The following is a 26,355-nucleotide window of genomic DNA, read 5'->3' on the forward strand; positions in this document are numbered from 1 at the left end:
CCCTGAACGCCTTCGATATCACCTTCGACGGCCGACTCACCGCAGCCCGACAGTAGCCCCGAACACCACGGTTACACCGTTCGATTGACAGACCCGCACAACCACACGAAGTGGACCAGAGCCCGAGAACGGGAGTCGTTTGTCGACGGCTTCGGGAGTCACGGCGTGCCCCCGTCGCTTGATCAATGTTGATGAGTTCGGGAGTCGCTGACGGTCGGGTCGGCGGTTTTTTGGGGGCACCTCGGCGAAGGCCCTGAGTTGCCTTCGTTGCTGTTCTGCCTCCGCGATGCGGTCACGGAGTGCGGCTTGGTCGATGTACGGGGCGACGGCGGCGAGGACAAGGCACTGGGGCTCGGCCCGGGGCGAGTGCCTCGGCCTCCCACCGCACCGGCCTGCCGGGCTCGAGCTCGTACCGGCGCGCGAACACGGCCCAGCGCGGGTCGCCGGCCTTCCCCGCAGCCGCGGGCAGCTCGTGCTCGCGGACCCGGTCTCCGGGGCCGCCCGGCGGATGGCCAGGTCCTGAAGTGGGACGAGCTGTCCGCGATGAGCGCGGCTGCAGCGTGGGCCTGCCTGGTGTCCTGCTGTCGGCGCCTGCTGCCGCTAATCTCGCGCCGTCCGGCATCGGCCGTTATGTCTCACGTCGGCCCCAGCACTGGACGAGCGTGAAGGTGAGGCCCCAGCGGTCAGGGTCCTGGAGCTCGCGCTCCGCCTCACCGAGGATCCGGTCAAGATCGTCGGCGTCCATGAACGAGCGCAACACGCCCTTCAGCGCGGTGGCGAATTGAAGCGGCAGCCGCAGATAGGGATGGCCCGGAGGCAGCGCCTGGACTTCGGCTCGGACGTTCACCTCGATGCCCGCGTCGTGGAACAGCTCCAGCTGCGTGGCGGCGGCGTCGGGGTCGCCGCCGGCTTTGCGGAAGGCATCCCCGAGCAGCGGGATCAAGCCCTGGACCTCGACCCCTCGTCTCAGCGGCACCGCCAGCGCGGGCGCCGGTGGGATGTAGTGCCAGGGGAGCGGATCGAGCTCCTCGAGTACCACGGAGCCGCCCGGTCGGACCAGTCGGAGATGCGCCGCCATCTGCTCCTGGCCACGACCAAGGGGGGCGATCTGGAACCGCGCGTGGACCAGGTCGAACGACGAGGGTTCCAGCGCGCTGCGGAACAGATCGTCCTTGACCAGCGTCACGTTGGCGAGGCTTTCGTCGGTGACGAAGTGCTCGGCCGCGGCGAGCATCCCTTCGTCGATGTCGGTGCCCACGACCTCCCCGTCGGGGCCCACCCAATCGCTCAGCACCCGTAGCCAGCACATCGCACCGCATCCCACGTCGAGGGCGCGGGCCCCTCGACCGTCGCCGATCTCGTTGAGAAGGCGTCGGCCACTGGGTTCCCAGACCCGCGACTGGAGCTGGAGCCGATCCACTTCTCCGGCCGGCTCGACGGCGCCTGGCGGAGGATGCGAACTGCTGTTCATGACCCTCTCCCTTCACTCGTCACGTACGTCCATGGGGAGATCGTGCGCATCGGCGATCGCGGTCCGATCGCAGGAGGTCTGCGATCGGACCGCGATCGGGGGCTCGCAAGGTGGCGGTGGACGTGAAGGCATCGAGCAGGAAGGAAAGGGCCATGAGGGTCGAAGAGAGCATCTTCATCGACCGGTCACCCGAAGACGTGTTCGCGTTCTTCCAGGCTCGGGCGAACGACAAGCGCTGGATGGCGTCGGTGATCGAGTCCGAATGGCTCGACGGGGCCGACCGCACGCGCGTGGGACGCCGAGGCCGGATGATCATGAACATCATGGGGCGGCGGGAGTTCGCCGACGAGGTGACGGCGTACGAGCCCGGCAGGAAGGTCGCCCACCGCTCCGTGTCGGGAAAGATGGTGATCCACACGTCGTGTGTTGCGGAACCGGTCGGACGCGGTTGCCGCGCGACGGTCACCTACGAGCCGGAGCGGCTGCCCGGCGGGATCCTGGGCCGGATTCTGGCCCCGCTGACGGCGCCTGGTGTGCACCGCAACTTCAAGGCCGACCTCGCGCGGCTCAGGAATATCCTGGAGGTCGAGCAGCCTGAATCACCCGATATCGGATAAATTGCCCTCTAGGTTCCCGTCCTCGGGCCGGGGTGAGGTGGGTCAGTGGAATTCCGGATTCTCGGCGCTCTCGAAGTGGTGGCGGACGGTGAGCCGGAGCCCCGCGCACTCGGCGGTCCGCGCGGGCGAGCACTGCTGGGTCTGCTGCTGATCCGAGCGGGCACGGTGGTCTCGTACGACCGCTTGGTCGAGGACGTGTGGGATGGCGAACCGCCCGACACGGCTCGCCACACCCTCCAGGCGTACGCGCACCGACTGCGCCACGCACTGGGTGCGGACGCCTGGCGACTGCAGAGCGGGCCCGTCGGCTACCAGTTGAAGGTCTCCGGCGGCGAGCTCGACGCCCAGCGTTTCCAGGAACTCGCCGCCGAGGGGCGCCGCGCCCTGGTGCGAGGCGATGCCCGTACCGCGGCGGAGCTACTCGCCGCCGGGCTCGGTCTGTGGCGTGGCCCCCTGCTGGCGGATATCGGCGACCTTGCCGCGCTCGAACCCGAACGCGCCCGGCTGGAGGCGTTGCGGCTGACCGCGCTCGAGGACCGCGTCGAGGCCGACCTGGCGCTCGGCCGGCATGCGGAGGTCGCCGGGGAACTCGACGTGTTGCTGGCCTCGCATCCCTTCCGGGAGCGGATGTGGGGCCAGCTCATGCTCGCGCTGTACCGCTCCGGCCTGCAGGCCGACGCCCTGGGAGCCTTCCGCCGGGCCCGCGAGGTACTGAAGGAGGAGCTGGGCATCGAGCCGAGCCGCTGGCTCACACGGCGGCAGGAGCAGATCCTCCTCCGGGACGATGCTCTCGACGAACCGGTCGGGCTGGGAACTCCTCGGCCCCGGCACAACCTTCCCGCGCGGCGGAACACCTTCGTCGGCCGGGGGAGGGAGTGCGCGGATCTGCGGGGCCTGCTGCGTACGCGTCGGCTCGTGTGCGTCACGGGCCCTCCCGGTTCGGGGAAGACCCGCCTGGCCGTCGAGGTTGCCGCCGGCCTGCTGGAGGAGTTCTCGCACGGCGTGTGCTTCACGTCGCTGGCCGAGACGGCGGACCCGGAGCTGGTCCCGTCCGCGATCACCGCCGCACTCGGCATCCCCGAGCCGGCAGCCGAACCGGCGGTCCGGCCGGCCGACCATGCGCTCGTCGACCACCTCCGCCCCCGGCGGCTGCTCCTGCTCCTGGACAACTTCGAGCATGTGCTCGCCGCGGCACCCCTGGTGGGCAGGCTCCTCGACTCAGCCCCGGGGCTGACCGTCCTGGCGACCAGCCGGGCTCCCCTGCGACTGTCCGGGGAGCAGGAGTATCCCCTCGCTCCCTTGCCCCTCCCGGCGGCCGACGCCTCGCCCGCGGATCTCGTACGCGACGAGGCCCTGGTCCTGTTCGCCGACCGCGCCGCCGAGGTCGCCCCCGCCTTCCGGCTGGGCGCCGACAACGCGCCCCTGGTGGCCGAGGTGGTGGCGCGACTCGACGGGCTGCCCCTGGCCATCGAGCTGGCGGCCGCCCGCCTGCGGCTGTTCCCCCTGGAGGAGCTGCGCCGCCGGCTCGACCGGGCCGTACCGCTTCTCACCGGAGGGCCGGTCGATCACGCCGAGCGGCAGCGGACCCTCCGGGCCGCCCTCGCATGGAGCGACCAGCTGCTCGACCCCGCGGGCCGGGCGCTGCTTCGACGACTGGGGGCCTTCCGGGGCGATGTCGGCCTGGAGGCCGCGGAGGCGGTCGCCGCCGGCTCGCCGGTCGACGACGTCGCGGACGGTCTCTCCACGCTGGTCGACGCGAGTCTGCTCGGCCGAGCAGGGGCGGAACGGGGTGGGACACGCTTCCCGATGCTGGAGACGGTCCGCGCGTACGCCCTCGAGCGGTTGCGGGCGGCCGGTGAGGAGAAGGGCATCCGTGATCGCCACGCCCGCTTCTACGCGGACTTGCTCGAGCAGGCCGAAACCGAGCTCACCGGGCCCGAACAGGTGCGGTGGCTGGAGCGTCTCGATGCGGAACACGCCAACCTCCGGTCGGCCCTGGGCTGGGTCGGCCGGACCGGTGGTTCCGGTGAGACCGGTGACGTCGACCTGGCGCTACTCATGGCCGCGAGAATGTGGCGCTTCTGGCAACTACGAGGCCACTTCACCGAGGGTCGCCGCCATCTCGAAGGGCTGCTGGCCGTTGACGGGCCGGCGAGCGTGCCTCGTGCCAAGGCGTGGGTGGGGCTGGCCGGCATCTGTTACTGGCAGTTCGACCTGGACGCGTCCGAGGCCGCCTACCGCCGGGCGCTCGACCTGGCCAGGGAGCTGGAGGACTGGTGGCTGGAGCTGGAAGCCCTGACCGGGCTGGCCACCACGCTCGCCTGCCATCGAGGTGATGTGCAGGCGGCGGCGCCCCTTGAGCAGCAATACCAGGCGTTGGTCGCCGAGCATCCGGAGCCGTTCGCGGTCGGACTCGGCCTGGCAACCTCGATGATGATGCGGCTGTTCTCCGGAGACCTCGACGCCAGCCGCTCCTACGGCGAACAGTGTCTCGCCGGAACCCGCGTACTGGGCGTGCGCTGGTACGAGAGTCAGACCCTGCGGACCCTCGCGCTCATCTCCCTCCTGCAAGAACGCTACGAGCAGGCCGAAACCGAACTCGGTGAATGCCTCAGCATCGCCGCCGAGTTGGGCGACGCGGCCGGCGCGGCAATGGACCTCGATCGCCTGGGACAGGCGGCGGTGGCACTCGGCCGCCCCGAGCGGGGGGTCGTGCTGGCCGGCGCCGCCGACCGGCTGCGCGAGTCCGTCGGCGGCGGGCTCATGGTGCAAGCCTTCCGCTGGGAGAAGGAGCACCCGCGAGACGCCGCCCGTCGCTTCCTCACGGAGAACGAGGTCGACCTGGCCTGGGCCCGGGGACGAAGCATGAGCCTGACGGACGCGCTCGGCTACGCCGAGCCAGTGTGAACCAGCGCCCGCTCTACGGCGGCGGGGCGGGGCGACATGAGACGTCCTGCCGGGTCTGCCCAGGTTCGCGACAGGTGCGCCGGGGGACTGCAGAACCGGGCCACCCGCACCGGACCGGCCTGCGTCAACGACGCGTGTGCGACGAAGTCCCGCGACGCGATCGGGCTGGTGATCCGCATCCGTGCCAGCTGGTCCGACACCAGGTCAGCCCAGAACCCGAACCGGACTGATGCGAGTAAGTGCGCGTTGGTTATCTCCAAGGGTCCCCTTCGATGGATGTCACCCCGAGTTTCTGCGGGGGCGGAAGTCGCCGCAAGGGTGACGCGGCACTACGGGCGCAGGCGCTGAGGGGGGCGGCTCTGGAGTACTGGCCTCTTCCCTCTCGGCCTTGGGGACCATCGGGTCAGCGGCGGGTGCCTCCCGAACTCGTGAACATCGACTTGGCCGCCTTTGGGGTGCCTCCCGCGCTCATCGACAAACGACTCCCCGTTCTCGTGAACAAAGCCAACCGACGCGTCCGCCAGCGTCAGTGGCTTACGGACATCGTGCACGACCGTGGCCACCCGGCTCCCAAGGCCTTCGGCGAGCGCCGCTCGGTGCAGCTGCTCCAGACCGGTCGCGGAGAAATCGGCAGCCTGCACAGTGAAGCCCTTGGCCGCGAAGTACAACGCGTCCCGGCCGTGGCCGGCGCCCAACTCCAGAACTTGCCGCGCACCGGCAGCACGAAAGACCTCGGCGGCACGGACCGCAGGTGCGGACGGCTCCTCGCCGTATATCCCCGGGTGAGCGGTGTAGGTGTCCTGCCAGTGCTGCCGCTGGCTCTCGGCCAGTCTCTGCTCGTCGGCCACGGCCTTCGGCCTCCCTTTTTGTGTCCCGGGAGCAGCGTAGAGGTTGCCCTGGTTGCGGCCAGTCTGTGCCCGCGCTGGGCCTACATGATCACCGCGAGGCCAGCTAGAGAAACCAGGGTGCCGATGACGTCGAAGCGGTCGGGGCGGTGGCGCGGATCGCCCCGGCGACGAAGATCCCGCCGTACATCGCGAGGATGCGGCCGAAGTTGTCGTCGGACGCGAAGGCGGCCGCGACCGCGCCGGGGTCTTCAGCCGTCTCCGTCCAACAGCTGGCCGAGGACGCGCGAGGGAACCGACGCCAGGCTCAAGGTTACAGTGGCCGAATCGCCACGGGTTCGCTGCAGGGGCCCTCCAAGATTCGGCGAACCCGTCGGTTTCAGGTGGTCGGCGACAGCATGATTGACGCGGCCGTCTGCGACGGAGACACCGTAATCGTGAGGCAGGCCGACAGCGCGGACCACGGCGACATCGTCGCCGCGATGCTGGACGGGGAAGCCACGGTCAAGCGCCTGCGCCGCGAAGACGGCCACGTCTGGCTCATGCCCCACAACACCGCATACGAGCCGATCCTGGGCGACGAAGCCGTCATCCTCGGCAAGGTGGTCGCGGTTCTGCGGACCCTGTAGCCCGCCCGCCTCGCTCCTCTTCGACAGCACTCGCTGCCGACCGGAAGGCAGCAAGGGCGCCGGTCCCCTCGGGAGGGGCGAAGAGGGGCCGACGCTGGCTGGCGGGGGGCCTGTACGTGGCCCACCGCGACCGTAGAGCCCCGCCGCCCGGGCGCAGTTTCTGATGGGCCGCCAGAGCGGCGGCCCGGGCTCCTGAGCCTGGTGCCGTGCTTTTCTGTCGTGCGGTGCCTCTTGCTCCTGCTGTCCTTGGCTCGGGCCCGAAAATGAATCAACGGCCCCCAACGTGACCGAGGGCCGCTGATTCATTCAGCGGGATCAGTCGAACCGTGCTCCATTCTGATTGCTAGGAATCCAATTAATTCCGCTGGGGAGATTTCCTCCCGAAGAGCAGAATTCCTCTACCGCCTTAGCGATCTCCCGCAGAGAGAAGATCCCGCGAGGGTCGAAATAGGCAGGAGCGTAAGGGTTCGAGAGTAGCCTCGCTTCTCGCTTAGGGCCGCTCCCATTATCAGATACCCAGAAGTAGTCTCCCCGGTCGCTGCCTTCATGATCACGATCTACAGCTGGAGTGTTAGCCTGTCCAATGCAAGACGAAGCTCCTGGCAGACGGGTTATCGACCAAGATGACCCATGTCTCGCAGGAGCTTCGCGTACTTGTCAGGCGATTTGAGGTTCTGGTTCTAAAGGCCCCAGACTTTCGGAGAAGCAGGATCAATCATCCAGCGAGAATGGGTCGATCATCCATTCGATGGACGTTGGGCGCTCACCCGTCCGCACTCGGCAGAACTCGACGAGTGCTGCACGAACCTTCTCGGCAGGGAGGGCCGATTCGGCTGGGAAGTAGAGAGGCGTCGATGGATCCAAGATCAGTCTAGGATCGAAATCGGGCGGAGTTGGATTCTTCGAAATCCACACGAAATGCGACATGTGATCCTCGTCGGCCCCTGCCGGCGAGTTCGTCGTCAGCCACCTCAGTGCGCCGTAGCCGTTTCCGGTGTTGACTGTGACGTGAAGGTAGTTACTCGGCCACTGCTGATTCGTCTCTTCAGGATATCGGTCATCGACGATGCAGATCGTGGCGTACTCCGGCATCTGCTCGAATCCGTCTGATGAGATACCGCCTTGAATCAGATCGCGCATCACATGGTCAACGAGTTCTCGGATCTCCTCGTCCGATCGCGCGTAAACCATGCCGCGGTGAGTTCCTCCTGCGACAATCAAGAGTCTACCCCCGTCACTGCACGGCACATCTGTCGCCTTCCGGTTTCGTCCACGTGGAGCCCTTCCTCTTCCTTTTGCCGTCTAGCGGAATTCCCTTGTTGCTCCCGGGAAGCCATACGCACAGAGTCTGATCCTCGTAAAGGATTGCGGGGACTGTCTGCTTGCATCCGAGCTGGACGGCATTCGTTACCTTGGGGCAGAGGTAGTTCTTGTTGATGACGACATGCAGGACGTCTCCCTTGGTGCCCTGATTTGCCATAGCCCACGCTGTTTTCGCCTCCGCGTGGTGAGCCAAGGAATTATACCCCGGCAGGTTCGGGAAGTCGTCCGACTGCTTCAGGAAGTCGCTGATGTCTTTTGTGAGGTCGCTGCGTCCGCTCTCCACCAAGCCATCCCAAAGCTGCTTCCCGTCTGGCGTGAAAACGTACCCCGACGTCGTTGAAGTGTTTTCGCGGGGAAGCTTGTTCCGGGCGTTCATGACCCAGGTGGGGCATGAGGTTCCGTCGGAGTTGTGCACGAGAACATAAGAGGTTCCCGTTGAGACGTAATAGGTGTGAAGATCGTCTACAGTGAGGTCATAGGCGCTCTGCAGGCCGCGCCAGTTACGAGCGTTGGCGACAATCGCAAGATCATTGCGCGGGCCAAGCAGGGCGTCGCCAGAGGAAAGATCTCCAGCATCCTTCCAAGCCTTCTCATTCTCGGCCCAATAGGGATGCCGAGTGGTCGAGGTGAGCGTGGAACCATCAGTGAGAGTAACGCGGGTGAATTCTCGATCGTCTGGTGTGTGGATAGTGCGGGTGACGGTCCGAGGGCCTGTTTCTCCTGTGGTTGGATCGGTGGCGGTGACCTGATCCCCGATCTGGACCTGCTCGATGCGGCGACCAGTGCCGTCGGCCATCAGGACCTTGGTGCCGGCGGGGAAGCTGTGGGGAACGACCTCTGAGAGTTCGACCAGGCAGCCGACGGATTGGCGTGCGGCGCGCAGGCCCTTGATGCTGTCGATGCCGTCGCCGATTTTGGCGAGGTACTTGAGCTTGCCCCAGGGAGTGACTCCGACGAAACCCATGACGCACTGGTAGGCGCTCGGGTTCTCGATGCACTCCTGGATATCGGCGATACCCGAGACTTCCCAGAGAATGGTCAGCCAGATTGGGTGCGATGCGTACTCCGGCATGCTTTGGATGACGGAGTCGCCGGGGGAGGCGGCGCACGGCATTATGGGCGCCATTGTTTCCCGCGTGGGGTGCGGGACGCAGACCCGCTTGTCGCTGCGCGAGGCCCTATCGGCTTCCTCTTGCAGCTGGCGTTCTTCCGCGGCGAGCTTACGAGCTTCGGCGATCTCCTTCTCGGCGATCTCGCGGGTGGCGGTCCAGGCGGCCTTGGCGTCGGCTTCGGCTTCGGCGGCGCTCTTGCCGGCAGCGGTTGCGGAGGCGCGGGCGCGGTCGGCGGAGTCGTCGGCCCTCTGGGCCGAGGTGCGGGCGTAGGCGGCGGAGAATTCTGCTTCGGCGACGGAGTTCTCGGCCGCGGCGGCCTCCTGGGCGGCCTGGTCGGCGGCGTTGCGGGCCGAGGCGGCGGATGCGGCTGCGTCGGCCGCGCTCCTCTCGGCTGCGTCGGCCGAGGCGTCGGCAGCGTTCTTGTAGCCCTCGGCCTCAGCCGCGGAGGCCTGTGCGTTGCTGGCGGCCTGGTCGGCTTCGGCCTGGGCGCCCTTGGCAAGGGCGGCGGCCTGGGCGGCGCGGTAGGCGTCTTCCTGGGCCTTGGCGGCGACCCGGTTGCCCTGCTCGATAAGGACCTGAACCTGGTGGACGTGGTTGGTCGCCAGGTTGTCCTTGCGCTTGGCCATGTGCTGGCCGGTTGGTGATGAACTCGTGAATGAGCTCGGGCGGTCCCTCGAGCGCGATCTTCGCGGCCGCTCGGACCTCGGGTCCGCCGATGGTGGCCAGACGGGCGGTGATGACCCTCTCGTCGGTCAGGCGGTCACCGTACTGAGTGCCTGATCCATATCCCCCTTTGCGAGGGGCCTGAGGCTCTAGCCTGTAGTGGTGTCCGAGGGTTCCGGGCGGCCCGGAGAGCGGGTGTGCGGGGGCTGCGGGGACCGGCTGAGGCCGGCTGCGCGGCCGGACGCGTTGTTCTGCTCGACGGCGTGTCGGGCCAGGTCGTGGCGGCGGGGTTGTCGGTTGCGGCGCCGGGTGATGGCTGAGTTGAACGGGTCGGGGCGGGTGGCGTGTCCCGAGTGCGGAACGGCCTGGGTGGCCGGGGTGGATCGGCGATCGGACGCCGTCTACTGCTCGCGGCGGTGCGTCATGAGGGCCTGGCGGTCACGGAACGAATCGTTCGAAGAACGGTCACAGTGACCGCTCCACAAACACATCCCAATCGGACGTTCGGTCAGACTGCGCCTTTTTGTGGTCATTCATTGTGATCTTCGCTAGACGGGCCTGACTCTCGGCCTGGAAGCGGGCCGCGTCTTGTCACGGCCGAGGGGCCGTGCCCCGGCCCGCTCAGGGTGGTGAACACCATGCCCGAGAAGATCGAGAGTGCCGACAAGATCGGCAGCGTCAGCGTCCACCGTTACGAGCAGATCGTCGCGGAACTACGCAAGATCGTGGAGGCCCAGAGCCGGGGCCAGTTCACGATCGGGGACCACGCCTTGGAGATCGAGCCCATGCGCGAGCAGGGGCCCCAGGAGCGAGGCGATGAACTGTTCACGGTCAAGGACTCGCTGTTCCGCCTGGCCGAGGACATCGGACTGTCGTACTCCCAGGTCAAGCAAGTGCGCTGGACGGCCTCACGTTTCCCCGAGGAACACCGCCAGTCCGGCGTGTCCTTCACGATTCACCGGATCTTGGCCAGCATCGAGGACGAGGAAGCACGATTCCTCGCGATCCGTACTCCGCCGGAGGGGAAGTCCCGGTGGACTGGTGATGCCGCCTCGCGCAGGGTCGGCCGGCCGGTCGTCAAGCCGGTCACTCCGCAGGAGAAGGTCAGCGCGATCCACACCCTGGCCAGAGAAGACGCGGTCGCCGCGGTGATCACCGGTGACCTGCTCAGGCGCCCGGCAGTGGTTGCCCAGGTCCGCCAGGAGGACCGGATCAGCGCGGCCCACACCCTGGTCGAGGACGAAAAGGTCGCCGCGGTCGTCACCGGTGACCTGCTGCGGCGGCCCACCGTCGTCGCCCAGGTCCGCCAGGAAGACCGCGTGAGGGCGGTCGAGGAGCTGACCCGCGACGAGAACGTCGCGGCGACGGTGACCACCGGCCTGCTGCGCAGGCCCGACGTCGCCTTCAGGGCGATGTCGGACGATACGGCCCGGCACCAGGTCAACCATGCCCAGGTCGAGCGCGGCCGGCAGGCCCGCGAGGAATTCGAGCGGACCAGTCCCGTCGCGCCGGCGGTCAAACGGATCGACCGCTCGGTGGAGTTCCTGGACCTGATCACCGCCTGCCACGCGTTCGTGGCGGCCTCCGGACGCGTCGTTCCGGGGCTGCGAGACCGGCAGCTGTCCGACGACGAGAAGGTGATCATCCACGAGAACGTCGCCCGAGTACGGGCGACGCTGGACTGGATCGAGACGGCCGTGGACACCGGAAAGGTCGACGTCGACGGCGAACTGGCCCGCCTGCTGCAAGGCGAGTAGTGGGATGCCGCCCGCCTCCCGGCGCCGGTCCCCGGCAGCCCAGCGGCACGCCGACACCCTCCGGTTCGTGCTCTTCGAGGCACGACCCGCCGGGCTGGCCTTCAAGCAACTGGTCAGATCCAGCGAACTCTCCACCTCACAAGCCCGCTCCGGCCTGGCATGCCTGCGGGACACCATCGCCGAACAGGGCTGGCCACCACGGATCTGGACGAGGCCGGACGGCTACAAGTTCTGCTCCGACCCCGCCGAGCTCCAGGCCTACGAAGTCGCCATCATCCGCGAAAAGCTCACCGAGATCCGCCGGTTCATCACCGGCGTCGTCGCCCCGCACGCCGCCCTGCAGCCCAAGGGCCGCTGGGTCAGGCATCTGAACACCCAACTCAACTCCGTCGAGTCCACCCTCGACGTGATCGCCGACTACATCGACGCATAACCCCTGGTGGGGGCCGGCGGCTTCGCGGCCGGCCCCCACCACTCGTGAAGGGAGCAGAGGATGGCCCGGCGCCGCTGCTACCCCTCGGACACCTACGACGACGAGTGGGCGTTGATCGAACCCCTGCTGCCGATCCCGGCCTGCGAGACCCCTCGCGGCGGCCGCCCCGAGAAGCACCCGCGGCGCGAGATCGTGGACGCTATCCGCTACGTCGTCGACACGGGCTGCAAGTGGAGGGCCCTGCCCAAGGACTATCCGCCATGGCGGACCTGCTACAACGCCATGGCCCGCTGGGCCGCGGCCGGAGTGATCGGCCAGATCCGCGACCAGCTCCGCAAACGCGTCCGCCTGGACATGGGGCGTTCACCCGGAGCGGTCGCCACTATCATCGACTCGCAGTCCGTCAAGGCCGCCGAGACCGTCGGCAAAGACTCGCGCGGCTACGACGCCGCCAAAAAGATCAACGGCAGGAAGCGGCATCTCGTCGTGGACACGAAAGGCCTGCCGCTGTTCGTCATGGTCACCCCGGCCGACATGACCGACCGCGACGCCGCCAAGGAAGTCCTGTTCCGGCTGCGGCTCATGCACCCCGAGATCACGATCGTCTGGGCCGACTCCGCCTACGCCGGACAACTCGTCGCCTGGGCGAAAAAGTACCTGAACCTGACGGTCAAGACCGTCCGCCGGCCCAAGAACGCGGTCGGCTTCGTCGTCCTACCCCGCCGCTGGGTAGTCGAGAGGTCAATCGCCTGGGTCATGCACGCCCGCAGACACGCCCGCGACTACGAGCGCCTCGTCCAGCACTCCGAATCGCTGATCACCTGGGCTGCGATCACCCTGATGACCAGGCGAATCACCCGCCGACAGTCCCGCCGGGCCAGCCAGCCGGCCTCCCGCGAACACACCCGGGACTGACACGGTCACCACCGCGACCGCCAACACCAGTACTTCCGCATGCCCACGCTCGGGAGCAGGCGCCAAGTGCTTCGCACTCAGACCCCGTTGCCCCAACCGAAGGTGATGCCATACGCGCGTTGGAGCGCGTGCCGGCCATGGTCCCCGTCGACATAAGCCCATGTTAGGCCTGCGGCGAACCAGAGCAGAAAGATCCCACCGACTATGCCTAGAGCGACCAGCTTGCCGTTCCAGGCAAGGAGGGCCAGGGCGACGGTCACGATGACCGCCCCCACATGGGCTCCCCACAGGTCGAGCGACGCAGCCTTACGCGCCGCTCGGGCTTCGGCCCGTTCGGCAGCGAAGCGCTCCTCTCGAACAGACTGCGGCTCGTCCTCGTCGAAGTTCATCTCATCCCCCCAGCCCTGACGCTACATGGACCCGGACCACGTCGGCAGAGGAGCACCGGGGGGATATGGATCAGGTACCCACTGCGCATTCGTCAGATCGTGCCTCCCCATGAAGTGGATCTTGACACATCAAGATCCACTTCTGAAACACGCCCTACAGTAGGCGTGCCGCTTGCGGCGAACGAGTTCGGGCGGACCGGCGGGACGCCAGACCGTACGGTGGCCGAGGCCGAGCGGATGGGACACCACACGGCAAGGCTGTCGGCTGGGGTGGGTCAGCCGGGGTGCTCCTGCTGCCATGCTTCGATGATTTCGATGGGGATGCGTCCGCGTTCGGGCAGGTCGTATCCGTTGTCGTTGGCCCAGTCGCGGATGGCGCGTGTGCTCACGGATGTCCGGGGGCTGCGGCGGGTGTGCTGCTTTCGAGAGCCGATGGGGCGAAAACGGGACCGTGGTCGAGGAGATCCTTGGGGAACATGGGCACCCTTGTGGTCCTGCTGAGAACACTGACGAGGAATGCGGTCAAGGAGCCGTTGTAGGTGAACCAGGGCGCGCGCAGCGCTTCGTTGACGGCGATGGTCCACTCGTCCGGGGTGTCGGCGGGCTGGGTGATCCAGAAGAGGTAGCCCCCGTTGCCGGTGACGCCCATGGGGAAGAGGTTCTCGGGGGAGTGCGGCAGTGGCCAGGGATGGCGGGCAGCCCGTTGGACCTCTTCGATCTGGCCCCGCAGACATGCCGGCATGGGGCCGGTCAGGTCGGCCCATTCACTGGGGGCGTGCGGCTGGTAGAGGGTGATGAATCCGCAGAACTGGCCTGGTCCGTATGTGGTGATGAGTTCCTTGTAGTCCTGGGGCAGGGCTTTGCCCAGCGTGTCTTCGACCTGCGGCCAGTTGGGAGCAGGGGGTACGACAGCAGGAGGCCGGCACAGCGCGGTCAGCGCGGTGAGAGGGGGCATCGGTTTCCTCGGGGGTCAGGGACGGCGTCTGGGGCGGGGCTCAAGGGGGCGGGGTTGTCCTAACTTGATCTTTAACGTCTGGGCCGTTGGTCCGCCGCTGCATAGGGGCGAGGTGACCGCCGACTCCATGGGACCATCTCGGCATGCGCCTGATAGCTGACGGAGCCACGCCGACCTCGCGGTTGGTACTGGTGAAGGATCTCGAGACCGGCGACGGGTATGCCTTCGAGCTGGAGAGCCCGCTCCTCCTGGCTGCCGGTGATCGAATCGCTTTCGAAGACGACAGGCTTGTCGTCGCGCGGGCCAGTGGAGAGCGGCTGTCACCGGCCGGCGACTGGTCTACTCGTTGCGGGCCCGGATCCCTACAGCGCCGGTAGAAGCCGCTCCTCGAACGGTGCGTCGTACTTGATCACCCGGTTCGGTATCCGCCGTACAAGGAAGCGGCCTTCGTCTGAACATGTGCTGCGACCAAGGAACACACACGTTCAGCACGAAGGCCGTGAGGCGGGTCAAGGTGGAGGGCAACCAGCTGCTCGTCAACGGCAAGCCGCTGCATCTGCTCGGCGTCTGCCACCACAGCATGACCGGGCCGCACGGACGGTCGGCGGACGCGGCCATGGAGGAGCAGGCCGTCCGGCTCTACAAGGAGGCGAAAGTTCGCCGAGAAGTTCCGCACCACGAGCGGAGTCGTCGTGGGCGCCATCTGGGCGGCCATCAACGAGGTGTTCAACCTGCCGTCCGGCCCGGTCGGCTACGGCGAGTGGGGCGTCATCGACCTGTGGCGCCGGCCCAAACCCGAGTTCTGGCTGCCCAAGAAGGCGTTCTCGCCGGTACGGATCGCCGACGGCGTCCTGCAGGGACTCACCCCGGGAGCGGCGATACCGGTACCCGTCCAGAACTGGCACGACCACACCGACCTCGGCGAACTGACCATCACATGGCGGATCGGCACACGGTCCGGGACCCTCACCGATGTGCGCGTCCCGGCATGTCAAGCCGGCACCCTGACCATCTCGGCCGGGGCATGGGCCTCCGGAGACACACTGCAGCTGACCTTCCGCCGCGGCCCCGCACTCGTCGACGACTACCGGCTGTGGCTCAACACCCGCAAGGCGCCGCCCCTCACCGCCCCCGGAGGCACCACCCCGGCCGTCCAGGAGACCCCCGACACCATCACCGTGTCAGGAGTGGACACCCTCTTCACCGTCCGGCAAGCAGACCGCCCGCCTGGCCGCGGCCACGGCAGGTGACGAGAAGGTCCTCAGCGGCGGCCCCGACCTCGTGCTCTCCCGCGCGGTCCCCGGCCGGTGGACTGGCACCTCGGGCCACCGTGACCACCAACGGCGGCCAGGCCGTCGTCACGCTGACCGGACGCTTCGGCACCCTGAACACCGCCATCGATGTCCGTGGACGGCCGGGGCCTGCTCATCACGACGTACACGATCGCGAACCCGCCCTCCGAAGCGCTCACCGACGTTGGCATCCGCTACACCCTCTCCAGCAGGACCGACACCCTGACCTGGGACCGGGACGCGCAATGGACGGCCTACCCCGACGACCACATCGGACGCCCCACCGGCACCGCCGTCCGCACATGGGTGGCGGGCGCCGACGCCTACCGCACCCGGCCGACCTGGCCCTGGGCCCAGGACACCCACAGCTACTGTCGGGTGGTGTGGCGCTATACCGCATCCTGCGCCCCGGCAGAGGCGGCATCGGCGTTCGTGAGCAGTTCGGCCGCGTTCGGGCACACGGCCGTTGACGTCCTCCGTGATCTGGTGCGGGGAGTGCCCCTGGGGCACTGTGCGGGTGCCCCAGGGGGTGGGTCACTCTCCGGGGAAAGTGACGTTGAGATCGCGCCGTATGCCGTCCAGGACGTGCATGATGCTCAGTGTCTCGGCGAGCGGCATCAGGTCGGATTCCAGCCGCCCGGCGCTGATGCAGCGGGCCGCTTCGGCGGCCTCGTAGCACAGCCCGCCGTCGAGTTGCGGGGGGACGAAGGTGTCGATCAGCTCGTTGTCCCGGCCGATGAGCCGGACCGTGGAGGGTCCGTAGAAGGGGCCGTCGATCTCCAGACGGGCATGCGTTCCGGCGATCGATGCCGTGGTCGGAGTGCGGGCGAAGAGAGTGGTGTTCAGCACTCCGTGGGCTCCGGATTCGGCGGTGACGAGGATCGACGCCTGGCCGTCGACGCCGGTGTACGTCTTTGTGCCCACCGCCTTGACCGAGGTGAACGGCCCCAGCACCATCGAGGCGAAGGAGACCGGGTAGATGCCGAGGTCCAGGAGTGCTCCGCCCGCCAGCTCGGGGGCGAAGTGGCGGTGCTGCACCTCGGGTGTCATCGGCTGGCCGTGGTCGGCGATGACGGTGTGCACCTCGCCGAGCAGCCCGGAGTCGAGTACCTGGCGGACCACGTCGATGTGCGGCAGGAAGCGTGTCCACATCGCCTCCATGAGGAACACCCCCCGCTCCCTGGCGGCTTCGATCAGCTGCTCGGCCTCATGGGCGTTGCGGGTGAACGCCTTCTCCACGAGTACGTGCCGGCCGGCCTCGATCGCCTGCAGGGCCTGCTCGAAATGGCCGGAGTGCGGCGATGCGACGTAGACGATGTCCACAGCGTCGTCTTCGACGAGTTCGGCGTAACTGCCGTAGGCCGCCGGGATGCCGAACCGGTCGGCGAAGGCGCGGGCGCGCCCGGCGTCACGCGAGCCGACCGCCACCACTTTCTGCTCGGTGTACTTCTGCAGCGCTTCGACGAAGTAGGCCGCGATCCAGCCCGGGGCTATCACCCCCCAGTTCAGAGCCGGTGCGTCACGAGGGGAAGGCGTCCGGGGTGCGGGCAGCACCATGCGTGCCGCCTCGTGGGCGTTGACTGACTGGTTCTGCGTCATGGGGTTCCTGTCGGCTCGGATGCGAATGCGGTGTGCGCGGGAACGGCGACGCTGCCCCGGGTCTCGCGGTGTGCCTCCCCTCGGCGACCTGCGGGGTACACCCGGCATCCGCCCAGCGGGGACGCTGAGCAAACGGTGTGCAGAAGTGGGGTGGTCCTGCTTTTTCGTCGTGGGTGGACGGTCTGAGAGGCAGCCGGTCCAAGTTCTCGCGCAATCGATTGCGCCACGATATGCCGGGAGCGCCGCAGCTTGTCAAGCCTGACGGCCGACCGCGCGGGGCCGCCGCGAAGACGATCAGACGGACTCGCGCAGGACGAACTGCGTGCGCAGGGCGACCTGCGACAGGCTGACGCGGCCTCCCAGACGTTCCAGGAGCAGGCGTCCACACGTCGATCCCACCTCGTAGGCGGGATAGCGGATCGTGGAGAGTCGGGGGCGCACCAGGGAGGCGGGCTCGATGTCGTCATGGCCGATCAGCGCCACGTCGGACGGGACCGCGAGGCCCATCTGCTCCGCCGCTTCCAGGGCCCCGATGGCGGTGCGGTCGTTGACGAAGGCGACCGCGGTCGGCGGGTTCTTGCGGCTCATCAGTCGGCGCAGGCCCGCGGCGCCGGCTTCGCGGGTGTGCTTCCCGCGCACGACCAGGCCGGCCGGCAGCTCCAGCCCGTGACGCCGGGCGGCGCCGCGGAACAGTTCGAGGCGAGGGTCACCGCCCGGCGTGCCCGCCGGCCCGACCAGCATGCCCAGTCGTTCGTGGCCCTGCCGCGCGAGATGCCCGACCGCCTCGTCGACGGCCTCGTGGGAATCGGCGCGCACCTGATCCAGGTCCCTCCACTCGCTGTCGGCGCTGACCACGACCGGGATGCCCGCTGCCCGGACGGCGTCGAAGTCCTCCGGGGTCAGCCACGAGGGGGTGATCACCACTCCGTCGAGGCAGCGCTTGACCGCGTCGTCGAGGTAGTGCAGTTCTTCCGCGCGCTCCGCGTTCGTGTTGCAGACGACGACGTGGTATTGCCCCGGGCGCAAGGTGTCCTGCAGCCCGCGGGCCAGCTGGGCGTAGAACGGGTTGGCGATGTCCGGGATGATCAGAGCCACGGTGCTGGACCGCCCCGTGCGCAGGCTCTGCGCCACGGTGTTCAGCCGGAACCCCAGCTCGGCGATGGCCGCCTGCACCGCTTCCCTCTTGGCGGGAGCCACCGGGCGCTTCCCGCTCAGCACGTAGGAGACGGTGGTCACCGAGACCCCTGCGGCACGGGCCACATCGCTCATCGTCACAGGCTGGTGTTGCATCTTCGACCTTCTCCTTCTGCGACCGGACGCCACGGGCCCCTGCCGGAGGCATCGTCGGCGTTCCAGCCTATGTGTGCCCCACGCCTATGCCTGCCGCAATCGATTGCGTACTATCGACGGGCGAGGCCGGGCGTACCACCAGTGCGATCGGGCCGCCGGGTGACCTTCGGGTGGTGTGTTCTGTCAACTTCCCGTGCGCTGGGCGAGTCCGGTGGCCTGAACGAGGCCACCTCCGACATCTTCGCCGCCGCCAAGATCTGGTACCGGGCGCACACCTGCATGACCTCCTCCACCAACTACGCCGGTGCCCGCACCCCCACCCTCCAGGCCGCCGCCGACCTCTCGCCTGATCTCCGGCACTCCGCCATGCTGGGCACCAGCAACCTCACAGTCACGGTGAAGGACTCCACCAACGCCACCGGCACCACCCCCTTCACCTGGAACGTCGTCAGCGTGATCATCGTCTTCGAGAACACCACCGACGTGGCCATCCCGGACAAGGGTGCCGCGGTGTTCTCCGACATCAATGTCACGGGCCTGAGCGGCAACGCGCCGAGCGCCCTCCAGGTCGACGTCGACATCAGGCACACCTTCCGAGGTGACCTGGTCATCGACCTCCAGGCCCCCGACGGCACGCTGTACCGCCTGAAGGACTCCGACATCCACGACTCGGCCGACAACGTGATCGCCACCTACACGGTGAATGCCTCCAGCGAGGTCGCCAATGGCACCTGGAAGCTCAAGGTCCAGGACATGTTCAGCTCTGACACCGGCCGTATCAACAGCTGGAAACTGACCTTCTGGTCCACGGCGGTCACCCGCCTGCGGACCGGTGACACCAGTGACACCCACTGACCGCGACGCCGCCCACCCGCTGGGCCGCGAACGACAGTGGCGACGCCGGAACGGCCAACAGCGTGGGCCAACTGATCGTTTCAGATTCAGGTTCGGAGCCGTCTCAGGCAGAAGACGGTGCAGGCGAGTTGGAGCAGGCCGCGGTGGAGGCCGGCGCGTATCACGTAGCGGATGCGCAGGCTTGAATGGGTGGAGCCAGGCGAGGGTCCGCTCGACCACCCAGCGGGTCTTGCCCAGGCCGGAGCCGTGAGCAGCGCCGCGACGGGCCCACGTGGGCGTCGCGCCCTCCGTCTCCGCAAGCAGCAGAGGCGCTGACGGCCGGAGCCGCCCTCCGCCCGTCAGGTCCATGTCCGTGGCCGGACGCTCGCCGGCCGGTACTGCCGGAGTCGTCGAGCTTGAGGGTGAGCGCTGTGAGGGGCTCGGCGAGACCGGCGGCACGTACGGTGTGCCCGCACACGACCGGTATGCGAGGATTTCGGACCGAGGCGGCCACAGACGTGTCAAGCCATCCGGATTTCGCCGCGGTGACGCTCAATCCGGACATTTCGTCGACGAGGCCCGGTACTGCGATGCCCACGGCCTTGGGCTCGCCTGCACCGCACGTCCCTGTTCCTGGGGGACGGCTCGGGCACTCGCGGGCGGGGAAGGTGGGTGATCCCGCGGGCACCGGCCGTACCGGGTCGGACCTTGGTGCCCGCGGAGGTTCGTCAGTTGGCGGTGACCCGGACCTGGTCGATGGCCCAGTACCAGTTGTTCTCACCGGTGTAGCGGAATCTCACCCGGACGTCGGTGGCACCGGCCGGAACGTTCAGCTGGAGCTTCTCGGCGCGGGAGATGACGTCGCTCGTGTACGTCTGCACGCTGATGGGGGTCCCGCCGTTGTAGCTGACGAGGACCTCGCCCTTCTGTGGGCTTTCCTGCCGATAGTGGGTGACGTAGCTCAAGGTGGCGGTCTTGCCACCAGTGACCGGCCAGGCGGGGCTGACGAGGGTGGAGTCGAAGGTTCCGGTGAGGTCCATGTCGTACCACTCGTCGCCGTCGGCGACCGCGAAGACGTTCCGTGCGCGGACGTTGGACTCGCGTTCCTGGTCGGGGGCCGCCTTGGTCCAGAACTCGTCGGTGGTGAAGGTCCAGCCGCGCCACTCGGTGACTCCGGCCGCGCCCATCGAGGAGTTGTCGACGGACCAGCCCGGAGGAGGAGTGTGGGTGAAGCCGACGACTTTCGTGCCGAGGAGTGTCTCGTCCATCGGGCCCTGGAGTTGCGTGCGCAAAGCGTCGAAGTCGTCCGGGGCGGCCTGGGAGAGGGGGCGGCCGTCGAGCGCCCAGGCCGGGTTGATGGGGATGCCGAGGTGCGCGAGGGCCGAGGCGGCGACATCGGTCAGCTTCACGTCGTATCGGACCGAGCCCGGTGTCGTGGTGCCGCCCGTGGCGATGACGAAGGTCTGCCGCTCGGGCCAGCTCGATCCGCCATGACCGCCCGCGTCGGTGTGACCGTGGTCGGTGGTCACGATGATGAGCCAGTCCTCGGAGGCATAGGTGGTGCGGGATCTCACGGCTGTCACGATCTCGCCCACCCTGCTGTCCACGCCGTGGATGGCGTCCAGGTATGCCTGGCTTGCGGCTCCCTGGCTGTGGCCGGCGTGGTCGACGTCGTCGAGGTGGACGAAGACGGCGTCCGGGTTGGAGTTCCGGAGCCGGGCGACGGCGCGGGAGGTGGTGCCAGCGTCGTACTCGGCTGCAGGCGTGGAGATCCGGGTGTCGACGCGGGAGGAGAGGATGGTGTCGGTGATGGCGTTCCAGGAGGCGACCGCGTACGTGGACAGGCGGGGCTTGGCGGTCTCGATGCGGGTGAGGAAGTCCGGGTACTGGGCCAGGCTGTGGCCCCCGAAGGAGTTGTCCTTGACGTTGTGCTTGTCGGGCCAGACGCCGGTGAGGACGGTCGACCATCCCGGGCCGGACAGCGTGGGCGCCAGGGGCTCGGCGTACAGGGAGCTGGTGGCGGTGAGGCCCTGGGCCATCAGGGACTTGAGGTGTGGGGCGTCGGCGTCCCTGACACGGCTGAGCAGGACGCCGTCGAGTCCGATGACGAGCACCTTGCGGGTACGCGTTGCGGCGCGGGCCAGGGTGTTGAGTGGGCCGGCCGAGATTGCGAGGGCTGCGGCACCGGCGAGTAGCGAGCGGCGGGTCAGATCCATGATGTGTCTCCTGGGGGCTGCTTCCTCCGGCATGAACGGAGGAGCGAGTAAGGGCGGAGGGGAACGGCGGCGTGGGTGCGCGGAGACACCCGTGCAGCCGGGGTGGGGGCCTGGAAGACGTATGCCTCGCTCGACCACGGCGAGTAGCCGAACGAGCATCCTCGCTCGGTTCCGTACATGCGCGGGTAGCGTCCGGAACCGTGGAGGTTGATCAGGCGGCGCGAGTCCGACGCACTGGGGGCGGCCGGTTACGACGGGGGCGCGCCCTCGCCGACCGGTCGGTCACGGCCTCTGGGGCCAGCGCAGGGACCCACCGTCGGTGAACTCGCCGGCGGCGCCCCAGAAGTCACCGGCCAGAGCCCGGTCCCGCGCCGACTCCAGACGGTCCGACAGGACCGGGGGCTCCAGGTGGCGGGTGCCGTTGGGCAGCACGAACCGGTGATGATTGAGTACGACCTTCTCGAGCTGCGGCGCGCCGTGGAGCACCGCGCCGTACTTGCCGTTACCGGTGACGAATCCGTCCAGGGCCAGGCGGGAACGGTGTCGTACATGCCCTGCTGGGGCAACGTCGCCGGGGGCGGCACGGCGGCTGCGGCCGTCGACGAGAGGAAGCCACCGGGAAGCGCGGCCGCACCTGCGGTCGGTGCGGTCGCCGTGATGAATCCTCTGCGGCCGAGAGGGGTGTGCGGGGAAGGCATGGCATGAGTCCTTCAATGCAAGCAGGACGGGGAGGCTACGACGAAGGAGGCGGGGGCGGCAGGCGTCGCAGCAGTGTCCCGTCCGCTGCGATCCCAAGTTATGGGAACGTAAACATTTGTGCCGGGTCAGTGCAGCACGCGGTGCTCAGGAGCGTCAATAGCCTCGTCAACGCCTCCGGGAATCAACTGATGAGTCTCGGAATCACCCCGCTCACCGCCATTCCGGTTCCGCCCGCGCTCGCGTCGCGCGCCTGTGGCGGCGCATCAGGGGCACCGGGTTTGTCGTCTCGCCGGCCGCTCCACCGTCCGTCCGGATCCACGCCGGTGAGGGCCGCGGTCCACCCGCACGGACCTGTTCCAGGACCGCCGCAACTCCGTGTGGGACAACCACTCCGACACCGCGACCCTCCGCGACGACCGCGGCCGCACCGCCGACACCGAGTCCTGGGGCCACCACCGCTGACCCCTCCCGTTGATGCCCGTCTTCCGCCACGTCCACAGCGGAGGACGGGCATCGGCCTGCGTCCGGGCGGGTACGGCAGAGGTGTTAGTACCTGTTTCTGAACCGGCTTCCTGAGTAGCCTCGGGGGCCTACGCTGGCGTGGTGTCCGAGCGTTCCGGGCGGGCCGGAGAGCGAGTATGTGGGGGCTGCGGTGAACGGCTGAGGCCGGAAGCGTGGCCCGATGCCGTGTACTGCTCGACGGCCTGTCGTGCCAGGCAGTGGCGCCGGGGCCGCCGGTTGCGTAGGCGGGTGGCCGCGGAGTTGAGTGGTGTCGGCCGGGCTGAGTGTCCCGAGTGCGGGGCCCGTTGGGTGACGGGGGTGGATCGGCGGTCGAACGCCGTCTACTGCTCACGCCGGTGTGTCGTGAGGGCTTGGCGGGCCCGGAAGGAAACGTTCGGTGAACGGTCACAGTGACCGCACCGCGAACGCATCCGAATCGCATCTGCGGTCAGATTTCGGCCATTCACGGTCATTCATTGTGATCTTAGGATTTCCAGTCTGACTCTCGGGTCAGGAAGCGGGCCGCGTCTTGTCACGGCCGAGGGGCTGTGCCCCGGCCCGCGGTGGGTGGTGAATGCCATGCCCGAAGAGATCAAGAACGCCGACATGGTCGGCAGCGTCAGCTCCAGCCGCTACGAGCAGATCGTGGCCGAGCTGCGCACGGTGGTGGAGAACCAGACCCGGGGCCAGTTCACGATCGGCGACTAACCGATCGTTTCAGAATGAGGTTCGTAGGCGTCGCAAGCAGATGATGCTGCAGGCGAGTTGGAGCAGGCCGAGGTGGAGGTCGGCGCGTACCTCGTAGCGGGTTCGCAATCGCTTGAACTGGTGCAGCCAGGCGAAGGTCCGCTCCACGACCCAGCGGGTCTTGCCCAGCCCGGAGCCGTGCGGGACGCCACGCCGGGCGATCTTGGATGTGATGCCGCGGACCCGGAGGATGCGCCGGTACTTGTCGTAGTCGTAGCCACGGTCAGCGAACAGCCGGCCCGGCCGGTGCCGAGGCCGTCCCCGCAGCCCCCGGATGCGGGGAATCGCGTCCAACAGCGGCGTCAGCTGAGTGACGTCATGACGGTTTCCGCCGGTCAGGGTCACGGCAAGAGGAGTGCCATGTCGGTCGACGATCAAGTGGTGCTTGCTGCCCGGCCGCGCCCGGTCGACCGGCGAAGGTCCGGTGTGAGCCCCCCTTTCAGGGCCCGCACGTGCGAGCCGTCGATCGCGCAGTCGTCCATGTCCAGCAACCCGGCCTTGCGCAGCTCGGCAAGGAGGACCTCGTGCAGGCGGGGCCAGATGCCGGCCTCGGTCCAGTCCCGCAGGCGCCGCCAGGCCGTCACTCCACTGCAGCCGGTCCGCTCGGCGGGCACGTCTCTCCAGCTCACGTTCTTGCGCAGCACGTAAACGATGCCCCGCAGGGCGGCGCGGTCGTCCGCCGGCAACCGTCCTGGATACCGATGGCGCCGCGGAGGCCGGGGCGGCAGCAGCGGGGCGATACGTTCCCACAGGTCATCAGGCACAAGATCATCCGACATCCGCACCACTCTGCCGCCATCAGACTCGATCGCCTAGCCCTCACGCCGAACTCATTCTGAAACGATCAGTAAGAGGGCATCTGATCTACGTAGCGGGCGCTTTGGGATGGTCTTGTGACTGTAGGTCGCGGTGCTCGTTGTCCGGAGCATGACCTCTCGACGGGCGTATCGCAGTGACGTCTCGGATGCCCGCTGGGCGTTGATCGAGCCAGTGTTCGCCGCGTGGCGAGCCGCCCGCTCGGGGCCCGGGACGGCGGCCCGCGTTCACGACCTGAGAGAGATCGTGAACGCGATCCTCTACGTCAATCGCACCGGCATCCCGTGGGAATACCTGCCCCACGACTTCCCGCCGTTCAAGACCGTCTACGACTACTACGCCAAGTGGGAGGCCGACGGAACCACCGAGCGGGTCCATGACTTGTTGCGGGACAGGACTCGTCAGGCGAACGCCCGAACGGCGGAACCGTCCGCGGCCGTGGTGGACGCCCAGAGCGTGAAGACCTCGAGCAATGTCGCCGAAGCCAGTCAGGGCATCGACGCCGGCAAGAAGATCAAAGGACGCAAGCGCCACCTGATCACCGACACCCTCGGACTGGTCCTGACCGTCCTGGTCACTGCCGCCTCCGTCCACGACTCCGCCGGCGGCAAACAGGTTCTGACTGAGCTGGCGGCGGCCCATCCAGGCGTGACCAAGGTGTGGGCCGACGGCGGATACCAGACCAGCGTCATCCAGCACGGCGCCCACCTCGGGATCGATGTGGAGGTGGTGCAGCGGCCGAGAGTGAAAGGCTTCCAGCCGTTGCCCAAACGGTGGGTGGTCGAGCGTACTTTCGGCTGGCTGATGCAGCACCGCCGCCTGGCACGCGACTACGAAGCCCTGCCGCAGAGATCCCGAACGATGATCCATTGGGCAATGGCTAACAAAATGAGCCGCGAGCTCACCGGAGAATCTGCACCAACCTGGCGAATCGAAACGGACATCCAACCCGCATTGGCGTGAACGCTGATCAGATGCCCTCTAAGCGCTGGAGATCGAGCCGATGCGCGAGGCCGGCGGCCAGGAGCGGGGCGAGGAGCTGTTCACGGTCAAGGAGTCGATGTTCCGCCTGGCCGAGGACATCGGGCTGTCGTACTCGACGGTGAAGGAGGCCAGGTGGACGGCCTCGCGCTGGCCGAAGGAACACCGGCAGACCGCGGTGTCCTTCACCGTCCACAAGATCCTGGCGGGCATCGGCGACGAGCGGGAACGGTTCGCCGCGATCCTGACCCCGCCGGAGAACAAACCGCGGTGGACCGCGGACGAGGCCCGGCGCCGGGTCGGCCGACAGGTCGAGCACCCGATCACCCCGCAGGAGAAGGTCAGCGCCATCCACACCCTCGCGAGGGACGAGGAGGTCGCCGCCACTGTCACCAGCGACCTGCTACGGCGTCCGACAGTGGTCGCCCAGGTCAGGCAGGAGGACAAGGTCCGGGCCGTCGAGGAACTTACTCGCGACGACCAGGTCGCCGCGACGGTGACCACCGGCCTGCTGCGGCGCCCCGATGTCGCCTTCCGCGCGATGTCGGACGACACCGCCCGCCACCAGGTCAACCACGCCCAGGTCGAGCGCGGCCGGCAGGCCCGTGAGCACTTCGAGGAGGCCAGCCCTGTCGCTCCGGCGATCCGCAGCATCGACCGGTCGGTGGAGTTTCTGGACCTGGTCACCGCCTGCCACTCGTTCGTCGCGGCGGCCGGCCGTGTCGTCCCGGGCCTGCGCGACCGCCAGCTCGGCGACGACGAACGCGGAGTCGTCCACGAGAACATCGCCCGCGTCCGGGCGACGCTGGACTGGATCGAGACGGCCGTCGACACCGGGAAGGTCGACGTCTACGGAGAGCTGGCCCGTCTCCTGCAAGGTGAATAGGCGATGCCCCGCGCTGCCGAGCGCAGATCACCCGCCGCCCAGCGACACGCCGACACCGTCCGGTTCGTACTCTTCGAGGCGAGGCCGGCGGGCCTGGCCTTCAATCAGCTGATCCGATCCAGCGAGCTGTCGCCCAGCCAGGCCCGCGCGGGCCTGGCCTGCCTGCGGGACATCATCACCGAGCGCGGCTGGCCACCCCTGATCTGGACCAGGACCGACGGCTACAAGTTCTGCTCGGACCCGGCCGAGCTCCAGGCGTATGAGGTCGCGATCATCCGGGAGAAGCTCACCGAGATCCGCCGGTTCATCACCGGCGTCGTCGCCCCGCACGCCGCCCTGCAACCGAAGGGCAGGTGGATCAAACACCTGAACACCCAGCTCAGCTCGGTGGAGTCCACGCTCGACGGGATCGCTGATTTCATCGACGCCTGACCGGCGGGGGCGGCCCCGCACCCGCCGCCCCCCCCCCCCCCCCACC

22 protein-coding genes and 6 pseudogenes are annotated in these 26,355 nt (G+C 68.1%); 14 read left to right on the top strand and 14 right to left on the bottom strand.

The window, feature by feature from the left end:
* Positions 1-628 precede the first annotated feature (628 nt).
* On the bottom strand, positions 629-1,471 hold the full coding sequence (locus ABZ621_RS36270; protein ID WP_360611255.1) for a methyltransferase domain-containing protein: 843 nt from the start codon (positions 1,469-1,471) through the stop codon (positions 629-631).
* 152 nt (positions 1,472-1,623) lie between these two features.
* Here ABZ621_RS36270 and ABZ621_RS36275 point away from each other — a divergent pair, with 152 nt between their 5' ends.
* Complete coding sequence (locus ABZ621_RS36275; RefSeq protein ID WP_360611257.1) at positions 1,624-2,088, top strand: SRPBCC family protein; 465 nt, start codon at positions 1,624-1,626, stop codon at positions 2,086-2,088.
* A gap of 78 nt (positions 2,089-2,166) precedes the next feature.
* Complete coding sequence (locus ABZ621_RS36280) at positions 2,167-4,995, top strand: BTAD domain-containing putative transcriptional regulator (RefSeq protein WP_360611309.1); 2,829 nt, start codon at positions 2,167-2,169, stop codon at positions 4,993-4,995.
* Positions 4,996-5,324: 329 nt separating this feature from the next.
* Here the strand turns inward: ABZ621_RS36280 and ABZ621_RS36285 are convergent, their stop codons facing one another.
* Positions 5,325-5,843 (bottom strand): methyltransferase domain-containing protein, encoded by a 519-nt coding sequence (locus ABZ621_RS36285; protein WP_360611259.1) that lies wholly within the window; start codon positions 5,841-5,843, stop codon positions 5,325-5,327.
* Between the two features lie 377 nt (positions 5,844-6,220).
* Between ABZ621_RS36285 and ABZ621_RS36290 the strand changes: the two are divergent.
* Positions 6,221-6,469 (top strand): annotated as a pseudogene (locus tag ABZ621_RS36290) (S24 family peptidase); the annotation flags it as partial.
* A 711-nt stretch (positions 6,470-7,180) separates the two neighbouring features.
* Here the strand turns inward: ABZ621_RS36290 and ABZ621_RS36295 are convergent.
* From ABZ621_RS36295 to ABZ621_RS36305, 3 genes and pseudogenes are all read right to left on the bottom strand, one after another.
* A complete protein-coding gene (locus ABZ621_RS36295) occupies positions 7,181-7,660 on the bottom strand; it encodes an Imm1 family immunity protein (protein WP_360611261.1) in 480 nt (159 codons plus the stop codon).
* Positions 7,661-7,703: 43 nt separating this feature from the next.
* The gene (locus ABZ621_RS36300) at positions 7,704-9,530 is read right to left on the bottom strand and encodes a polymorphic toxin-type HINT domain-containing protein (protein WP_360611263.1); all 1,827 of its coding nucleotides are present in this window, start codon (positions 9,528-9,530) and stop codon (positions 7,704-7,706) included.
* Between the two features lie 61 nt (positions 9,531-9,591).
* Positions 9,592-9,951, bottom strand: a pseudogene (locus tag ABZ621_RS36305) (hypothetical protein); the annotation flags it as partial.
* Between the two features lie 254 nt (positions 9,952-10,205).
* Between ABZ621_RS36305 and ABZ621_RS36310 the strand changes: the two are divergent.
* The 3 genes from ABZ621_RS36310 to ABZ621_RS36320 are packed head-to-tail and all read left to right on the top strand — an operon-like array spanning position 10,206 to position 12,672.
* Positions 10,206-11,324 (top strand): DUF6192 family protein, encoded by a 1,119-nt coding sequence (locus tag ABZ621_RS36310; protein ID WP_360611265.1) that lies wholly within the window; start codon positions 10,206-10,208, stop codon positions 11,322-11,324.
* Positions 11,325-11,328: 4 nt separating this feature from the next.
* A complete protein-coding gene (locus ABZ621_RS36315; protein WP_360611267.1) occupies positions 11,329-11,757 on the top strand; it encodes a RacP protein in 429 nt (142 codons plus the stop codon).
* A 60-nt stretch (positions 11,758-11,817) separates the two neighbouring features.
* Positions 11,818-12,672 carry an IS5 family transposase gene (locus tag ABZ621_RS36320; protein ID WP_360611269.1) on the top strand — a complete coding sequence of 285 codons (855 nt, stop codon included), beginning with the start codon at positions 11,818-11,820 and terminating at the stop codon, positions 12,670-12,672.
* Between the two features lie 77 nt (positions 12,673-12,749).
* Here ABZ621_RS36320 and ABZ621_RS36325 read toward each other — a convergent pair whose 3' ends face one another.
* From ABZ621_RS36325 to ABZ621_RS36335, 3 genes are all read right to left on the bottom strand, one after another.
* On the bottom strand, positions 12,750-13,061 hold the full coding sequence (locus ABZ621_RS36325; protein WP_360611270.1) for a hypothetical protein: 312 nt from the start codon (positions 13,059-13,061) through the stop codon (positions 12,750-12,752).
* Positions 13,062-13,336: 275 nt separating this feature from the next.
* A complete protein-coding gene (locus ABZ621_RS36330; protein ID WP_360611272.1) occupies positions 13,337-13,450 on the bottom strand; it encodes a histone-like nucleoid-structuring protein Lsr2 in 114 nt (37 codons plus the stop codon).
* Positions 13,447-14,016: an SMI1/KNR4 family protein gene (locus tag ABZ621_RS36335; RefSeq protein ID WP_360611274.1), complete on the bottom strand. Its 570-nt coding sequence runs from the start codon at positions 14,014-14,016 to the stop codon at positions 13,447-13,449. Before ABZ621_RS36335 ends, ABZ621_RS36330 begins: the two co-directional genes overlap by 4 nt.
* A 692-nt stretch (positions 14,017-14,708) precedes the next feature.
* Here ABZ621_RS36335 and ABZ621_RS36340 point away from each other — a divergent pair.
* Complete coding sequence (locus tag ABZ621_RS36340; RefSeq protein WP_360611276.1) at positions 14,709-15,266, top strand: hypothetical protein; 558 nt, start codon at positions 14,709-14,711, stop codon at positions 15,264-15,266.
* Positions 15,267-15,842: 576 nt separating this feature from the next.
* On the opposite strand, the gene ABZ621_RS36345 is transcribed toward ABZ621_RS36340, so the two are convergent.
* Positions 15,843-16,907, bottom strand: a complete 1,065-nt coding sequence (locus tag ABZ621_RS36345) for a Gfo/Idh/MocA family oxidoreductase (protein WP_356697410.1) — start codon at positions 16,905-16,907, stop codon at positions 15,843-15,845.
* A gap of 294 nt (positions 16,908-17,201) precedes the next feature.
* Positions 17,202-18,176 carry a LacI family DNA-binding transcriptional regulator gene (locus ABZ621_RS36350; protein ID WP_360611278.1) on the bottom strand — a complete coding sequence of 325 codons (975 nt, stop codon included), beginning with the start codon at positions 18,174-18,176 and terminating at the stop codon, positions 17,202-17,204.
* Between the two features lie 180 nt (positions 18,177-18,356).
* Between ABZ621_RS36350 and ABZ621_RS36355 the strand changes: the two genes are divergently transcribed.
* Positions 18,357-19,052, top strand: coding sequence for a proprotein convertase P-domain-containing protein (locus ABZ621_RS36355; protein ID WP_360611280.1), 696 nt, complete (start codon positions 18,357-18,359; stop codon positions 19,050-19,052).
* Positions 19,053-19,138: 86 nt separating this feature from the next.
* Here ABZ621_RS36355 and ABZ621_RS36360 read toward each other — a convergent pair.
* The 3 genes and pseudogenes from ABZ621_RS36360 to ABZ621_RS36370 form a co-directional block, all read right to left on the bottom strand.
* Positions 19,139-19,319: pseudogene (locus ABZ621_RS36360) on the bottom strand (IS5/IS1182 family transposase); the annotation flags it as partial.
* 440 nt (positions 19,320-19,759) lie between these two features.
* Positions 19,760-21,247, bottom strand: a complete 1,488-nt coding sequence (locus ABZ621_RS36365) for an alkaline phosphatase family protein (protein WP_360611282.1) — start codon at positions 21,245-21,247, stop codon at positions 19,760-19,762.
* A 282-nt stretch (positions 21,248-21,529) separates the two neighbouring features.
* Positions 21,530-21,733, bottom strand: a complete 204-nt coding sequence (locus ABZ621_RS36370; protein ID WP_360611284.1) for a hypothetical protein — start codon at positions 21,731-21,733, stop codon at positions 21,530-21,532.
* On the opposite strand from ABZ621_RS36370, the gene ABZ621_RS36375 reads away from it, so the two are divergent.
* From ABZ621_RS36375 to ABZ621_RS36385, 3 genes and pseudogenes are all read left to right on the top strand, one after another.
* Entirely contained in the window at positions 21,689-21,952 is a 264-nt protein-coding gene (locus ABZ621_RS36375) for a hypothetical protein (protein WP_360611315.1), read from the top strand. The genes ABZ621_RS36370 and ABZ621_RS36375 overlap by 45 nt on opposite strands.
* 327 nt (positions 21,953-22,279) lie before the next feature.
* Positions 22,280-22,408, top strand: a pseudogene (locus ABZ621_RS36380) (lamin tail domain-containing protein); the annotation flags it as partial.
* A gap of 618 nt (positions 22,409-23,026) precedes the next feature.
* Positions 23,027-23,152, top strand: a pseudogene (locus ABZ621_RS36385) (RacO protein); the annotation flags it as partial.
* A 12-nt stretch (positions 23,153-23,164) separates the two neighbouring features.
* Here the strand turns inward: ABZ621_RS36385 and ABZ621_RS36390 are convergent.
* Positions 23,165-23,973, bottom strand: a protein-coding gene (locus ABZ621_RS36390; RefSeq protein WP_360611286.1) for an IS5 family transposase whose coding sequence is annotated in 2 segments (ribosomal slippage) — positions 23,165-23,634 and positions 23,634-23,973 — 810 coding nt in all. Because the reading frame shifts where the segments join, the coding sequence is not laid out codon by codon here.
* Positions 23,974-24,121: 148 nt separating this feature from the next.
* On the opposite strand from ABZ621_RS36390, the gene ABZ621_RS36395 reads away from it, so the two are divergent.
* The 3 genes and pseudogenes from ABZ621_RS36395 to ABZ621_RS36405 all read left to right on the top strand — a co-directional run bounded on the left by ABZ621_RS36395 (position 24,122) and on the right by ABZ621_RS36405 (position 26,309).
* Complete coding sequence (locus ABZ621_RS36395) at positions 24,122-24,973, top strand: IS5 family transposase (RefSeq protein WP_360611288.1); 852 nt, start codon at positions 24,122-24,124, stop codon at positions 24,971-24,973.
* A gap of 22 nt (positions 24,974-24,995) precedes the next feature.
* Positions 24,996-25,877 (top strand): annotated as a pseudogene (locus ABZ621_RS36400) (DUF6192 family protein); the annotation flags it as partial.
* A 3-nt stretch (positions 25,878-25,880) separates the two neighbouring features.
* A complete protein-coding gene (locus ABZ621_RS36405) occupies positions 25,881-26,309 on the top strand; it encodes a RacP protein (protein ID WP_360611290.1) in 429 nt (142 codons plus the stop codon).
* Positions 26,310-26,355: the final 46 nt, after the last annotated feature.

This window comes from Streptomyces sp. NPDC007863, assembly GCF_040633895.1.
GTDB lineage: Bacteria > Actinomycetota > Actinomycetes > Streptomycetales > Streptomycetaceae > Streptomyces.